Origin of the sequence: Aquitalea magnusonii (genome assembly GCF_002217795.2) — a bacterium.
Classification (GTDB): Bacteria; Pseudomonadota; Gammaproteobacteria; order Burkholderiales; family Chromobacteriaceae; genus Aquitalea; species Aquitalea magnusonii_B.
On the sequence record NZ_AP018823.1, the window covers coordinates 1,401,455 to 1,415,776 of the forward strand.

Below are 14,322 nucleotides of genomic sequence, written 5' to 3' on the forward strand. Positions count from 1 at the left end.
GAACCGGACCAGGCGTGTCATGTGGATTGGCACTGCCTGGTTGTGCCGTGTAACAAGACTGATCCTGCCATGTGGTAGCAGCATGCTGTGCTATCTGGCCACATAACTGTCGGGGGCTGCATGTCCAAGTTAGTCATTGATGATGGAAAAGTGTTGCTTGATCCGCTGCGGCTGAAAAAATTGCGCAAAAGCAAATGCTTCAGTCAGGACGACCTGGCCAGGCATGCCCGCAACAGCCGCTGTCCGGTTTCCTCCGCCTCGATCAAACGTGCCGAACTGGGCTCGCCGGTACGCTACCGCACTGCCAAGAACCTGGCCTTGGCGCTGGAGGTGGAAGTGGACAGCCTGTTTGCCTGCGTGGAGTAGTCAGCCTGCTGCCGTTATCTGCTACCGCTTTGATATTTATCTGATACCAAAATGATGCGGATCTGATGCTGCAAATAATTTCGCCATTTTTTATATTTAATAGGCTGATGACTCAGCATATTATTCATTTTGGAGAAATTTGAAATGGCACAGACTTACAATATCTATGTAATCAATAAATCGGCAGATACTCAGAATTTCTGGTTGTTCCTGAAGCCACCGCAAGCCCTGGAGGCTGATCCGGCGGTATTCGCCAATTCCAGCGCTTGCCTGACCATCGATAGTAATTCACAAAGCTTGAATAATTTTGGCGTGCCGCTGCAATACCGGGTGGGCGCTGGTGCCAGCAATCAGGCCGTGGGCCTGGATGTGCAGATTTCTTCCAATGTCTCGCTGAATGCCGAGATTAACCAGGCCTTCCTGGCCAATTATCAGCAAACGGTGCCGCCCAAAAAAGGGCCAACCATGAAACAAACCGGTGCTGCCACCAAGGATGGCACCATTCAGATTACCAGCAATAATTTTGATAAACCCGGCAACGAAGAAAATAGCTGGTTTTCCAATATGAGTTTCGGTATTCAATCGGCTGCCGGCTTTATTGGCATGACTTGGTCGCCGGCACCGGGCGTAACCCGTACCCTGGAGCCAAAGTTTTCTTTTTATATCAGCACCGGCTCCTTCGATTACAACGCCCTGGCGCAATGGACGGATGTCGCCAGCCAGGCGGCTACCGTGCAACTGTCTGACTTCAAGCAATTCAATTGCACGGTGACGCTGCTGCCCAATGGCACATGGACCGTCACCCCCGGCCGTCCGCCGCAGCAAGTTTCTGCCCAGGCTTATCAGGCACTGGTTAGCAGCCATCAGGCACTGTGCAATTCCCATGCCGAACTGATCAGCCTGGCGAATGTGGTGGCTCCGCAGACGGACGAACCGCTTGCCACTGCGCAACTGGATCTGATTACCGAAGTGGACTGGAGTGATCAGCTCAAAGCCGCCGATGGCCTGCTTACCTTCTTGTCCGGCCGTCTGCGAGTGGGTACTGCCTTGGCGGCTGGTTTTGGCTTTTTCATCCTCAGCGGGGTGCGCTTTACCATCAAGAACGGTGGCGCGGGCGGCACGCAATTCGACTTTGAATACAACGGCACCAAGAGTGCCCAAAACATCAAGGAGCTGCTGCACGCCGGCGTAGAGGCGGAGTTTCATAAATAAACCTGCCCATCACTGATTGATCTGCCCGGCTTGATGGCAGCTTAATCGCGATCAGCAAAAGCAAAGTTCTTACATAAAGGACTTTGCTTTTTTCTTATGTCTTGCCTGTGTACGCGCCAAGCGCTGAAAGCGCTGCTTGCCTGGGCGTGGTGGGATGTCGCTGCTGCCGTAACCGGGCGGTGTTTTTCCAGCCGCAAGAGCCGGATCGCTGTGCTGCCTGCATGGCTGGCATTTTTGCGGTGCGTGGCGGTGCAGGCGCTTGCTGTCAAGCACCCGTCAGCGGCGGTGCCAAGGTGCCTGGCATCGCCACAACTGCCCGCCATTTGCTTGGGCCTTGGCCCCACAACCGGGCCACCGCGGTTGGCCGCGATAGCTGCCCCATGCCTATCTGGCCGTGGTGTGAGCTGCCTCTCTCACGCCTGGCGGGTAAACGCTATGCGGTGCTGGTGTCTGCTTTTTTAGCGTTGGCACCCAGTTGCCACAGCAGTGTTTGACGCGCGTGCGCAACGCGCGGCTTGCGTAATTTACTTGGCAACCAGATCAGGTAATAGCGGATTTCGGTGTGGCCCAGCGGGGGGGGAATTTCTTCCAGTTCACCGCTGTGCAGCTGGGATTGGCACAGATAGTGCGGCAGCAGCGTCCAGCCAAAGCCTTGGCTCAGCAGGCTGCGCAAGCCTCGCAGATCCTGGCCGGTAAGTGCGGGAATCAGACCGGGCGCATGAATACGGTTTTTTTCCAGCCAGTGGTCAATCAGGGAGCGCTCCAGATTGTAAGCCAGCAAGGGTTCAGCCTGCAGCGCCTGTCCCAGATCCTGGGCAGTTCTCAGTCGTCGGGCAACTTCGGGCGCAGCCACCAGCAGAATCCGGTCACTCAGGATCAGTTCTCCCTTCAGCCGGGCATCCGTGACTGGGTGAGCGGAGAAGCCCAGGTCGTAGTGTTCCTCCAGCAACATCTGCGTCACCATCGGCCCATCGCCAGCATGCAGTCGAACGCGGATGTCCTCTTTGAGCAAGGGGACGAGGGCAGGCGCCAGCTTTTCCGCCAGGAAGTCGGCATGACCGATGATGTGCAGATTGCCGGCGATATCCGCCGAACGTGCTCGCGCCGTGGACAGCGCCGCCTCTGCCGCATCCAGCTTGTCGCCGATATCCGCAGCCAGTTCATCTGCCGCAGCAGTCGGTAGCACGCCCTGGCTTTGCCTTTCGAACAAGGGCCGCCCGATGGCCACTTCCAGACCGGCTATATGCTGCGACACCGCCGGCTGGGTCAGGTTAAGGCTTCTGGCGGCACCACTGATTGAGTGCTGTCGGTATACCTCGACAAAAGTTCTGAGACGAACGAGTGACATGGCTTGCCCATAAAAAAAATTATACCCCCGCCAAAATACCCTTGTTGGCGGCCAGATACCAGTCTCCCCTATGATTTCCCCATCGCAGAAATGCACACCAATCAAGGGGATAACCATGTTGACTAATATTCTGTATCAAACTGAAGCCACTGCAACCGGCGGCCGTGATGGCTATGCCCGCACCCGCGATGGCTCGCTGAATATCTGGCTGGGCCTGCCGCGCGAACTGGGCGGCAAGGATGTTGGCAATAACCCGGAACAATTGTTTGCAGCCGGCTATGCCGCCTGCTTTCTGAGTGCCATGAAGACAGTGTCCGCCCTGAGCAAGGGCGCGCATCCCAAGGTGCCGGACAATGCCCGCGTCACCGCCCAGGTGGGGATTGGTCTGCGCAGCGAAGGCGGCTATGGCCTGGCCATCAGCCTGAGCATTGAATTGCCTGGTGTTGCGCGGGAGCAGGCGGAGGCGCTGGTAGCCACCGCCCATGCCACCTGCCCATATTCGAATGCAGTACGCGGCAATATCGACGTTGCACTGCAGGTAATCTGATTCCCCGCTCCAACTGGCCCAACTCAAGAGAAACCGTATATGGACACCCAAACTCCACAAGACTTGCACCACATCCTGCAGGCAATGAAGAAAGCGCAACTGGCCGCAGGCCCGGCCAGCCTGGAGCTGCGGCGTGATCGCCTGCAGCGTAGCGTACGGCTGATCCAGGAAAACCATCAGGCACTGGCGGATGCCATCAGCGCCGACTTTGCCCACCGCAGCCAGTATCAAACACTGCTGGTCGACATGGTGACTACCATCAAGGGTTTGCAATATGCCGCCGCGCATGTTGGTGAGTGGATGCGCCCGCAAGTGGTGGAAGCGGGCACCCCTGGCATGCAGGCCCGCATCGAACAACAAGCCCTGGGGGTGGTGGGGGTCATCAGCCCGTGGAATTTCCCCATCAACCTGGCATTCGGTCCGCTGGCCGGGGTGTTTGCCGCCGGTAATACCGCCATGCTCAAACCATCGGAACTGACACCGCGCACCTCGGACTTGCTGGCCGAACTGGTGGGGCAGTACTTTGCCCCGGATGAACTGGTGGTGGTGCAAGGCGATGCCGATATTGGCCGCGCATTCAGTGCCTTGCCGTTCGATCATCTGGTGTTTACCGGCAGCACGGCAGTGGGCAAGCATGTGATGCGGGCTGCGGCTGAAAATCTGGTGCCAGTCACCCTGGAGCTGGGTGGCAAATCCCCGGTAGTGATAGATGAGGATGCGGATCTGCAGACCGCCATCGCCCGCACGCTCACCATCAAAGCCTTCAATGCCGGCCAAATCTGCCTGTCACCGGATTACCTGCTGCTCACCCCAGCACACCGTCCCGGTTTGGTAGATGCTGCACGCAGATTTGTTGCCAACAGCTACCGCAGTTTTCAGGATAATCCGGACTATACGGCCATCATCAGCCCGCAGCATTTCGCACGGCTGCAAGGCTTGCTGGACGATGCGCGGGCAAAAGGCGCCACCGTCATCAGCCTGGCTGCGCCAGGGGAGGCAGATGCTGACCCCCATGGCAGAAAGATGGCTCCGCACCTGGTGCTGGATGTCACCGACGACATGGCCATCATGCAAGAAGAGATTTTTGGCCCGCTGCTGCCGGTGATGAGCATTCCCAGCTTTGATGCCGCGCTGCAATACATCAATGCACACCCGCGCCCACTCGCGGCCTACTACTTTGGCCATCAGCAGGACAAACAGCAACGCTTTAGCCTGCAGACGACATCCGGTGCCGTGGTGATCAATGATGTGATGACACATGCCGCCATCGACAGTCTGCCCTTCGGCGGCGTGGGTGCCTCCGGCATGGGGGCCTATCACGGTATTCACGGCTTCAAACGCTTTAGCCACGCCAAGGCTGTGGTGGTGCAAAGCGAGGATGGCGCATCGAATCTGCGTCTGCGCGCTCCGCATCAAGACGGTTTGGCAGCAATCAAAGCCTTCTTGCAAACCGCATGACACTGCAATCCGGCCGCAAACTGGCCGCACAATAAAGGATACCCGAGCATGAAAGTATTGATGGTGCTGACTTCACACGATCAACTGGGCAATACCGGCAAGAAAACCGGCTTCTGGCTGGAGGAATTTGCCGCACCTTACTATGTCTTCAGAGACGCAGGGATGGAGCTGGTGCTGGCATCACCGCTGGGCGGCCAGCCACCGCTGGACCCCAAGAGTGATCTGCCAGAATTCCAGACCGAACTGACCCACCGTTTCAAGGCCGACGCGGAGGCCCAGCAGGCGCTGGCCCATACCGTGCGCCTGGCTGAGGTAACACAGGAAGATTTCGACGCGGTGTTTTACCCCGGCGGTCACGGCCCCTTGTGGGACCTGGCCGAATCAGCGCAGTCAATTGCACTGATCGAATCATTTGAGCGCGCCGGCAAGCCGATTGGTTTTGTTTGCCATGCCCCTGGTGTACTGCGTCACGTCAAAGCCCGCGATGGCAAGCCGCTGGTGGCCGGTCGCAAGGTAACTGGCTTTACCAATAGCGAAGAAGAGGCGGTTGAGCTGACAGATGTTGTGCCTTTCCTGATCGAGGACGAGTTCAAGCGTCTGCAGGCCATTTATCTGAAAGGAGCCGACTGGGCACCGTTCATCGTGGAAGATGGCACCCTGATCACCGGCCAGAATCCGGCCAGCTCCGAAGGCGTAGCGCAAGCGCTGTTGAAAAAGCTGGGCTAACAGGCAGCAATAAAAAGCGCTACCGATGTAGCGCTTTTTTCATGGTGCGGCTCGCTTCAGCATCGGGCCAATTGGGTGAAGATTGCACTATGCCAGAAACTAATAGGCCAGCGCATGGCTTATGCTGACGGGAAAGATTAAATTCAATCCTGAAGTTGACAGAATTTCACACTGCACCCCATATACTTGAGAGATATTGTCATTGTTTAATACCTCGGCAGTATTTCCCTCCGCAAAAACACCGCCATTGTGCAGTAAGATGGAGCGGTCTGCATATTGGCTTGCCAGATTAAGATCGTGCAGAACCGCAATGGTGATGATGTTTTTCTCACGGGTGTAATTGGCAACAACCGAAAGCAGATGAATTTGGTTTGCGATGTCAAGAGCAGAGGTAGGCTCATCCAGAAGTAGGATTTCAGGCGCGCTGATCAACGCCAATGCCAGTGAAACCAACTGACGTTGCCCACCTGACATTTTCTCCGGATATTGATGAGCCAGGTCTTCAATACCCAACATGGACAGCATGGCTATTGCCGATTGCAAACATTCATCCTGCACGCTCCAGCCTGCAAACCTGCCTTGCTGGGCCAGTAGCAGTAACTCGAATGTGGTTAGTTTTACATTATTGAAATGATCTGTCTGTCCTGCGTAACCAATATACTTGCTACGTGCAACCGGGTTGTGGCTTGTTATATCCTTGTTGTCTAATCGCAGCGTGCAGTTGCAGTTAATTAAGCCGGCAATTGATTTTATAATGGTCGATTTGCCCGCCCCGTTTCTGCCCAGAATGGCAAGCGTCTCACCACGGTGTGCATTGAAATCCACCTGGTTCAGAATATTCAAGCTGCCAAATTTTACATTTAAGTTATTCACTGCAAGCACAATCAGATTCCTCGTCTTTTATTGATGACTAGCCACAGGAAAAATGGAACACCAATTAATGATGTCACCATGCCGATGGGAAGTATCACGCCAGGGAAAATGACCTTGCTCAGTATGGATGCCATGGTCATCATCACTGATCCGGTGAGGGCAGTAATAATCAAGGCAAATCGCTGATCTTCACCAACTAATATTTTGGTTACATGGGGCGCAACCAGGCCAATAAATCCAACGATGCCAATGGTTGAGGTAATGCAGCCGGCGATCAGTGCTGAGAGCAGTAACAGTAGCATCCTGATTCTTTTTACCGGAATGCCAAATGTAATTGCATTGTCACCAAAGGCGCGGAGTGCGGAAATCTTCCAGGAATGAAAAAATATTATAGGCAGGGATAAAAATACCACGGCGCAATTGATATACACTTTGGTCCAGTTTGTTTTTGCTAATGAGCCCATGCTCCAAAAAATCAAAGATTGCAACTGGTCGGCGTCGGCAATGTATTGCGTAATACCAAGAAGCGAGCTGAAGATGAAATGAATTGCTATTCCAAGCATAACAATCATTTCAATACTGAAATCTCTTCTGGTGGCAAAAAACGCTATCATCAGCACCGTCATCAGTGAAAATGAAAATGCGTTAAGCATGATCACATATTCAATCGGTATTCCGATCAGGCCGATAATCGAGGTTTGAAATACAATAGCGATCGCCGCACCAAATCCTGCTGCGGCAGAAATTCCTAGGGTGAATGGCTCCGCCAACTGGTTGGCAAGCGCAGTTTGCATAAGTGATCCGGATATGGCCAAGCCCAAACCGGCAACAACCGCTGTCAATGTTATGGGCATCCGGATTTCCCACAGCACAACTTGTATCGCAGGGCTCACCTGGGACGGGTGAATAAGCCCATTGCATACTTGGCTTATGTCCAATGTACCTGAGCCAATGGCAATGTCGGCAACTGCGCAGACTAGTAAAAGTACAGCCAGCACAACAAATACGAGTATTTTTTTTCTGATGCTGGCTTGGTAGCGTTTATGTATTGCGCGCTCTGGTGCTTGACTTGTTTCTAGCGAAACACACACATTTGAATTCATCTTGTCTCAAAATTGTTCATGCCATGCAAGAATTGCAATATATGCAGTGAATATGCATGAGAATATATTGCACGCTTGACATGGCATCCGGGTAGGTGAGTGGCCTGTATTGTTTGCTAATCATACAGGCCGGAATGATTTAATGCTTGCCGGCTGGCATTTTAGACCCGGTGATAATCGGTAAGTCAGGAATTTGTGTGAATCTGGCAATGATTTCGCTGTATGTTTTTTCCGGATTTAGCGTGGTAAATGATTCTGGGTAAAAGTCCTTGGCAAGATATTCAAGCGCAACAATATTGTACGGATGGTTGTAAAATTGATGGTAGATTCCGTATATTTTATCTTTTTTAAATGCATTCAAAGATGAAAAACCAGTACGGTTGAGCAGGTTTGAAAATGCAGTATCAATCTTTTTCTCGTTGGCACCATAGCCATAGGGTATGGAAGCAGACCCCTTGCTAGTCCATTGCGAACTTGTCATCACATAGATGTCAGGTTGTATGGCAAGTAACTTCTCGACCGAGACCGTGCCAGTGGCACCTGGTAATAGCTTGCTGCCAACATTAACGCCGCCTGCTGCTTCTACCAGCTTTCCCCATCCCTTATTGCCATGTGTAAAACAACAAGAATCCAGACCTGCTTTTCCGGCGAGTGCCTCAACAAATACCGATGGATGATTTTTTTGTTTTCTGATTGTTTTTTCCAGGCTTTCCAGGTGTGTATTGTAGAAGTTGATATACTGCGCAGACTCTTCTTCCCGGTTTAATATCTTGCCGAGCAATGCAATGCTTTTGATTGAGTTTTTAACAGGTTCAACTTCGGTATCGACAAATACAATGGGAATATTCAGACGGGAAAGTTTGTCAAAAACACCTGATTGCTGCAGGACGGTTTTTGATCGTAACTGAGCGATAAGCAGGTCCGGCATTTTTGCTATAAGCTCTTCCAGATTTACCTGACCATCATCGTTGAAGTTCATGTCTGGTATATCATTGCCAACTGGCCATTTTTTTACAATGGTGGCCCAGGAGGAGGGGTCGTTTTTCTTGAGGATATTATTCCACAGGACAATGCGTTTGAATGGATTGTCCCTATCTAGCAGTGCAAATGCAAGAATATCCCTGCCGTCTTGTATAACAATCTTGGTAGGCTCGTGCTTGAGCGTTACGCTTCTATCTGCCGCATCCAGAACAGTCAGTGGGAATTTGGATGCAAAAATTGATGAAGATAGCAATAATGTCGCGCAGGCGAAAATTACTTTTCTTACATTTAAAGTCACGGTGTCACCTTGATACCCACCATACTGTGCAATATGGTGATTGGGTAAATGTATATTGAGTCAAACATCCGCCTTTACCGTGGATGCCCCTTGAATGGGACATATTCTAGATAATAATAGTTATCATTCCAAATTAGAATTTGGTATGAATTCATCAGGAATTGTAATGGATGTCAAAGCGTGAAAATGACATTGGATTATTCGGCAGGGCTTTGTATCTTGCGAAATAACGATGTGAAACGCCACGGCTGCTCCAGAGGCTTCAGCCCTGGCAAAGATGGCTGCACAGGCTTTACGGCGCGAGCGCATATCCCTGTGTTGGGCATGGCCCGCGCCCCTGTGCTGCCAGGGCGCGTGCTTTGCCGCAGCACGCCTTGATCCCCCCAGCTCTGTGCCGTGTGCCATGGCTATCCAGGCGTGCTCGCCACTGGGCTGTGCCGACCCCGGCCTGAGTTAGCACTGGGCGACGCATGGGCCGGGATGAGGGCATGTCCGGTCCACACTCTTTGGCAAAGAGTGTGGTGTTTGGCGTGGTTAACAAAATAGCGCAGCATCCCTGGCGCCAGTTGCACCGCCGCAGACAGTACAAGCAGTGCGGTAGGGTGGCGCTAGGCCACGACAGGGTTTTTATTGACGGCGCTTCGGCTGCCGCGCTCCTTGGCCGTGGGTTTTCCTGCTGCCTTCGAGCAAAAGATTTGGGCTGGCTGTGCGGTAGGTGCGGCTGGCTGGTGCGCTGATATAAGAGCTGCGCTGGGTAAGCTGTTGGATGCTGCTGCGGTCTTGAACGCTTTGTGCAAGGTGGCTGGCAGAGAGCAGCTTCTGATACCACTGGTGGCAGAGTGTCGAGTAGTCTGGGCAAAGTGGGGCGGTGCAAGCAATACATATCGCCAGCACTGAAAAAATGCCTTCGCTAGCGTGTAGAGAAGGCATTTGTGAAATTAACGAATACACCAGCCAATAAAGTCTGTGCGGTCGCAAAAAAACTTATGTTTTGTACACGCTGGACGACTTAAGCAGTACATCACTGGTTTCTTTCATTTTCGTGGCGAGCTGCAAGCCTTTTTGTGCTTCTGCATTGGATTCTTCTGCCATTTGAGCAATGTGTTCGATATTTTGTGCAATTTGATTGCTGGCAGCGCTTTGCTCCTGAATGGCTGCTGCGATATCACTCACCATTGACATTGATTGATGTGACTCATGGCTGATCTTTTCCATTGCAGTTGATGCATTACCTGCCATTTCCACGCCACTGAGAACCTGTAAACGTGTTTCGTCCATGGAAACAATACTGGCTTGCGAGGTTCTTTCAATGTCTTTTGTCAGCCCATCAATCTCGCTAGTAAGGTGAGCGGTACGTTCAGCCAGTTTACGCACTTCGTCGGCCACTACGGCAAAACCACGTCCTTGTTCCCCGGCCCGTGCCGCCTCAATGGCTGCATTCAGTGCCAGTAAATTGGTTTGATCTGCTATATCCTTGATCAGGCCAACTGTTGTGGTAATTGTATTGGTGCTGCGTGCCAGATCTTGCAAGGCCAGACTTGTTTTCTGTGTGGTGTCCGCGATTGCTTGAATACTATCTACGGTCTTTTCGATGATCATGCTGCCGTTTTCTGCTTCGGCATAAGCATTCTTCCCTGTTTCCCTCAGTGTTGATGTCTGGTTGCTGATGTGGTTAATGCTGACAGTTAACTGCTCGATGGCTGCCGCTATGCTTGATGCGTAACTGCTTTGCTGGCTGGCCATCGCTGATGCATTGCCGGCGGCGGCTGCAAGATTGCTGGAAAGACCCGCCAGTTCACCACCTTGATACGAAACGGTATGGATGCTGTCTTTAAGGCGCTGTATTAATGCATTAAACCTTGAAATTGTTTTGGCAACTTCATCATTGCTATTGATTTCAGGAATTTTTTGGGTGAGATCAAGTTTCTCTTCAATATGCAGCATGCCATCAGTCAGTTGATTCAATGGTTTTGTGATTGATCTGCTAATCAGCAGCCCAGTGATAATCAACGATAGAATGCTGATGACTGCAAGTGCTATTGATATTATCTGGCTGGTGGTATTTTCACTTTTGCTGTTATCTATTTGTGCCTGGATTTGTATTTTTTGATATTTGATATGCTCTAGCAGCGATTCTCTTAATTTTTCTCCGGTCTCTTTTAGCGGAATGCCGATGCTTGTGACTGCCTGGTAGTCTCCGCTGTCAAATTTTGCCATCTGTTTTAATGCGATATCATGGTATTCGGTAGCATACTTTGACTCATTTTCCCAATACTTCTGATCTTTATCATCGCCATTGATAAGCGGCTTGAATTCTGATAGTGCTCGCTGCAAATCAGAATATGCATCTTCAAATTGGCTTTTATTGGCGATATGTCCTGTTTCGTATTTGCTAAGACGATAATCACTGGTTGCCTTTCGCATTTTCCACATTGCAGCTCTGGCATCTGCCAATATGATGGTGCTAGGGTAGCCATCTTCTACGAAGCTACGCTGAATGGCTTCGGCTCGCTTCATGTCGGAAAAATTAAATCCAAGAACAATCAAAAGAACTAAGATCGGGATGAGAATCAGTATTAATAGTTTTCTTGAAATAGTCATGCATTACTCCCTGATTTTGTTGATGTTGCTTATGGTTGATGCGCAAGCACTTGTAAGTTTGAAGCAATTGACATGGTAATTATCTCTGTTTGCATCAATCCCTGGTTTGGTAATTTATTATGAGATTTTTGCTTATATTCATGCTCGACGTAACGTTTTGTGAGTATGGATAGGCGTGAGGTAAGTTTAAATGTCTCCAGCGGGTGTGTTTGTTATGCTAGTTATCGCTAAGATGGGGTGGGGCAGCTTATTTGAGAGTGCGCATGGATTTGGACGAGTCCCGTATTGAAATGAATGGCCAGTGCTGCGGCCAGGTATGTTGACTGCGAAGGTATACCGATGAATGCCGTATCGATCATAGGAATGATGGCTATCGTATCAACCATTCTGCTGGAATTGGCAGGGTGCTTGCGTGATAGTCTGGCAGTGCTTGCTGATGTTTCGGCACGCATTACTAAATGTCATCGATAGGAAATGAGAACCAATGATTTTCGCTGTGGATGCCTGTTTGGGCTTGTTCTTATGCATGCTTTTTTATATCGGATTCTATGGTCAATATAGTGTTCCAACTCACTGCCATTGTCGCTAATGAGTGATTTATGCTTCTTGCGATGGATAGGGCATTACCCATCGTAATATATGCGTTTGTATATTGAGCGCTTGATCCCCCCTTGGCTGGCGCTGCTTATGGTAATAGCGCTTGATGTAAATCATGGTAAATGCCGTTGACATTTTCGGCAAGCAATGTCTTGCGCATATGATTCCAGCGTAACTGCGGATTGGTAGTCCAAATGGTTATGATTATTTTATTAATTGTCAAATATAAATATGTGATATGAGAAATAAAAAAATCATATATTACATTGGCATTATGTGCTGTGCTTGATATCAGCCTTTATATTGCATCCAATTCCGGGGCATTGTTCAATTTCGCCATGATGGTCTTGCACACATCAGGGCTGGTCTTGGTCTGGTGGCATGGCGGTACGCACATGGGCTGTCCCGCTGGCCATGCCCACTCAGCGACGGTGGATACACCCCGCTAATCGGCTGACTAGAGCCTGCGCCTTTGGGCTAGGGCAGGCTGAGGCAGCTAGTGCAAGAAGGAGGGGGAGAGGCTGTGCGGCAAGGCGATTTAGCGCGGCAGCAGCGGCGGTGCGCCAGCAGGAAGTGGATGGGCTGGCGGCACCGCTGGGGGGCGGGCGTTTGCCTCTGGCACGGCAAGGTGGGGAGAGGAAGTGCCGGCGTGGCATCTTTAGCGATGGTGCCAGGATGGCCGTATCAAAGACTGAGCATGACCTTGTGCTGTAGTTGTATTTCGTCACAGTTGGGGCCACTGCCCATCCGGTCCAGCACCAGAAAATCGCAGGCTTGGTGCAAGGCCAGCAAGGGGTGGTGCCACACCCCTGCCGCATAGTTGACCCCTTGCTGCGGGCTGGCAAGAAAGGCGCGCAGTGTGTCCACTCCGGGTGGCGGGCCGGGCGGGGCCACCACCACCAGATAAGGCTGTCCGGAGAGCGGCATGAACGCCTGGCTGCCTTTGGGGTGGCGTTCCAGCATGCTCACCGCAAAGGGTAGCTGACGTGGCTGGCCGCGAAAAATGCTGACCATCATGCGCCCGTCGGGGCCGGCGTCCAGCCGGGCCAGGTCATGAAAGCGCAGGGTATTGCCGCCATTGATGGCAAAGTGCTGCGCCGTCGGGCTGGCTTCTATCACCTCACCAAAAGGCTGGAAGGCGGCCGCAGTCAGCGCTTCGATGCGCAGGAGGGGCGTGCTCATCGCGCCACCTGGCCGAACAGGCGCAAGCGCGAAATACCGCCGTCCGGGTGGATATTCAGCCTGACATGGCTGACCGGCCCCAACTTGGCCACGCTATCGGCAAAAGTGTGGATGGCATCCATGCTGAGCGGGGTTTCCGGCAGCAGCACCGGCCAGAACTGGCTTTCGGCAATCAGCGCGGCCGGCATGCTGCTGAGGGCCGTGGCGGCCTGCAGCGAACAGCGATCGGCAAAATTGCCCTTGAAATGGGCGGTGTCCACTTCGATGCGCTCGATGATGCCAGGCACGCCCAGTGCCAGAATGCACCAGTCGTGGCCCGGTTCGCGCCGCCGCCGGGTTTCCCAGCCTTCCCCCATATTGCTGCCGCGTCCTGGTAACAGCAGGTTGGAAGGATGGCCGAAGTGGGCATCGTTCCAGGTAATCGGGCGGCCGCCGTTTTCCATTGCCACCAGGTCAATCGGCTCTGCCACCGCTTGTAGTGCGGATGCGGTATCCGGCTGGCCATACACGCGCAGGCGGGCAATGCCGCCATCCGGGTAAATGCGCAGGCGCAAGTGGCTCCAGACACCGTCATTGCTGATTTGCAGCAGGTGATGCTGGTTGCCGCCCAGTGCGCAGGACGGGAGGATTTCCTGCCACACGGCTTGCTCCAGCGCCTGCAGGCTGTCGTCGGCGCAGTGGGTGGCTTCTATCGAGATGGCTGGCGCGTAGTTGCCGGTGAAATGGCTGGTGTCGATATCAAAACCGGCAATCCGCCCCGGCCTGGCCAGGCGGATGATGCTCCAGTCGTGACCGTGATGGCGCTTGCGGCGGGTTTCCCAGCCATCCATCCACTTGCCGTTTTCGTCGTATTTGCCGGGTACGAAAATGGCGGCTTCCGGCTTGAGCATGCGTGCCAGCGGGGCAAAGAATTCATCACTGGCATACAGGCCGCGGGCGCCAATGCGCGGGTCGGCCAGATTGATGGCCTGGCTGGCCCAGTCCGGCAGCACGGCCGGGGAGGCAGTCAAAACAGGGTGGTTCATGGTGT

At 52.6% G+C, this 14,322-nt stretch carries 12 protein-coding genes; 5 read left to right on the forward strand and 7 right to left on the reverse strand.

Annotated elements, in window-relative coordinates; all coding sequences use genetic code 11:
• The first annotated feature begins 120 nt into the window (after positions 1-120).
• Entirely contained in the window at positions 121-366 is a 246-nt protein-coding gene (locus tag DLM_RS06845) for a helix-turn-helix domain-containing protein (RefSeq protein WP_089084762.1), read from the forward strand.
• Between the two features lie 144 nt (positions 367-510).
• The gene (locus tag DLM_RS06850) at positions 511-1,578 is read left to right on the forward strand and encodes a hypothetical protein (protein ID WP_089084763.1); all 1,068 of its coding nucleotides are present in this window, start codon (positions 511-513) and stop codon (positions 1,576-1,578) included.
• Between the two features lie 433 nt (positions 1,579-2,011).
• On the opposite strand, the gene DLM_RS06855 is transcribed toward DLM_RS06850, so the two are convergent.
• Positions 2,012-2,926 carry a LysR family transcriptional regulator gene (locus DLM_RS06855; protein ID WP_089084764.1) on the reverse strand — a complete coding sequence of 305 codons (915 nt, stop codon included), beginning with the start codon at positions 2,924-2,926 and terminating at the stop codon, positions 2,012-2,014.
• A 115-nt stretch (positions 2,927-3,041) separates the two neighbouring features.
• On the opposite strand from DLM_RS06855, the gene DLM_RS06860 reads away from it, so the two are divergent.
• Genes DLM_RS06860 through DLM_RS06870 form a run of 3 tightly spaced genes read left to right on the forward strand, consistent with a single transcriptional unit; the run spans position 3,042 to position 5,657 of the window.
• Positions 3,042-3,473: an organic hydroperoxide resistance protein gene (locus tag DLM_RS06860; RefSeq protein WP_089084765.1), complete on the forward strand. Its 432-nt coding sequence runs from the start codon at positions 3,042-3,044 to the stop codon at positions 3,471-3,473.
• A gap of 39 nt (positions 3,474-3,512) precedes the next feature.
• The gene (locus DLM_RS06865; RefSeq protein ID WP_089084766.1) at positions 3,513-4,931 is read left to right on the forward strand and encodes a coniferyl aldehyde dehydrogenase; all 1,419 of its coding nucleotides are present in this window, start codon (positions 3,513-3,515) and stop codon (positions 4,929-4,931) included.
• A gap of 48 nt (positions 4,932-4,979) precedes the next feature.
• Positions 4,980-5,657, forward strand: a complete 678-nt coding sequence (locus DLM_RS06870; protein ID WP_089084767.1) for a type 1 glutamine amidotransferase domain-containing protein — start codon at positions 4,980-4,982, stop codon at positions 5,655-5,657.
• A gap of 99 nt (positions 5,658-5,756) precedes the next feature.
• Here the strand turns inward: DLM_RS06870 and DLM_RS06875 are convergent, their stop codons facing one another.
• From DLM_RS06875 to alc, 6 genes are all read right to left on the reverse strand, one after another.
• On the reverse strand, positions 5,757-6,539 hold the full coding sequence (locus DLM_RS06875) for an ABC transporter ATP-binding protein (protein ID WP_167467052.1): 783 nt from the start codon (positions 6,537-6,539) through the stop codon (positions 5,757-5,759).
• A gap of 2 nt (positions 6,540-6,541) precedes the next feature.
• Positions 6,542-7,633: a FecCD family ABC transporter permease gene (locus DLM_RS06880; protein WP_089084769.1), complete on the reverse strand. Its 1,092-nt coding sequence runs from the start codon at positions 7,631-7,633 to the stop codon at positions 6,542-6,544.
• A gap of 139 nt (positions 7,634-7,772) precedes the next feature.
• Complete coding sequence (locus DLM_RS06885; protein ID WP_089084770.1) at positions 7,773-8,912, reverse strand: ABC transporter substrate-binding protein; 1,140 nt, start codon at positions 8,910-8,912, stop codon at positions 7,773-7,775.
• Between the two features lie 984 nt (positions 8,913-9,896).
• Positions 9,897-11,513: a methyl-accepting chemotaxis protein gene (locus tag DLM_RS06890; protein ID WP_089084771.1), complete on the reverse strand. Its 1,617-nt coding sequence runs from the start codon at positions 11,511-11,513 to the stop codon at positions 9,897-9,899.
• Between the two features lie 1,281 nt (positions 11,514-12,794).
• Complete coding sequence (locus tag DLM_RS06895; protein ID WP_089084772.1) at positions 12,795-13,292, reverse strand: ureidoglycolate lyase; 498 nt, start codon at positions 13,290-13,292, stop codon at positions 12,795-12,797.
• Complete coding sequence (alc, locus tag DLM_RS06900) at positions 13,289-14,317, reverse strand: allantoicase (RefSeq protein ID WP_089084773.1); 1,029 nt, start codon at positions 14,315-14,317, stop codon at positions 13,289-13,291. The genes DLM_RS06895 and alc overlap by 4 nt, the downstream gene beginning before the upstream one ends.
• Between the last annotated feature and the right edge of the window lie 5 nt (positions 14,318-14,322).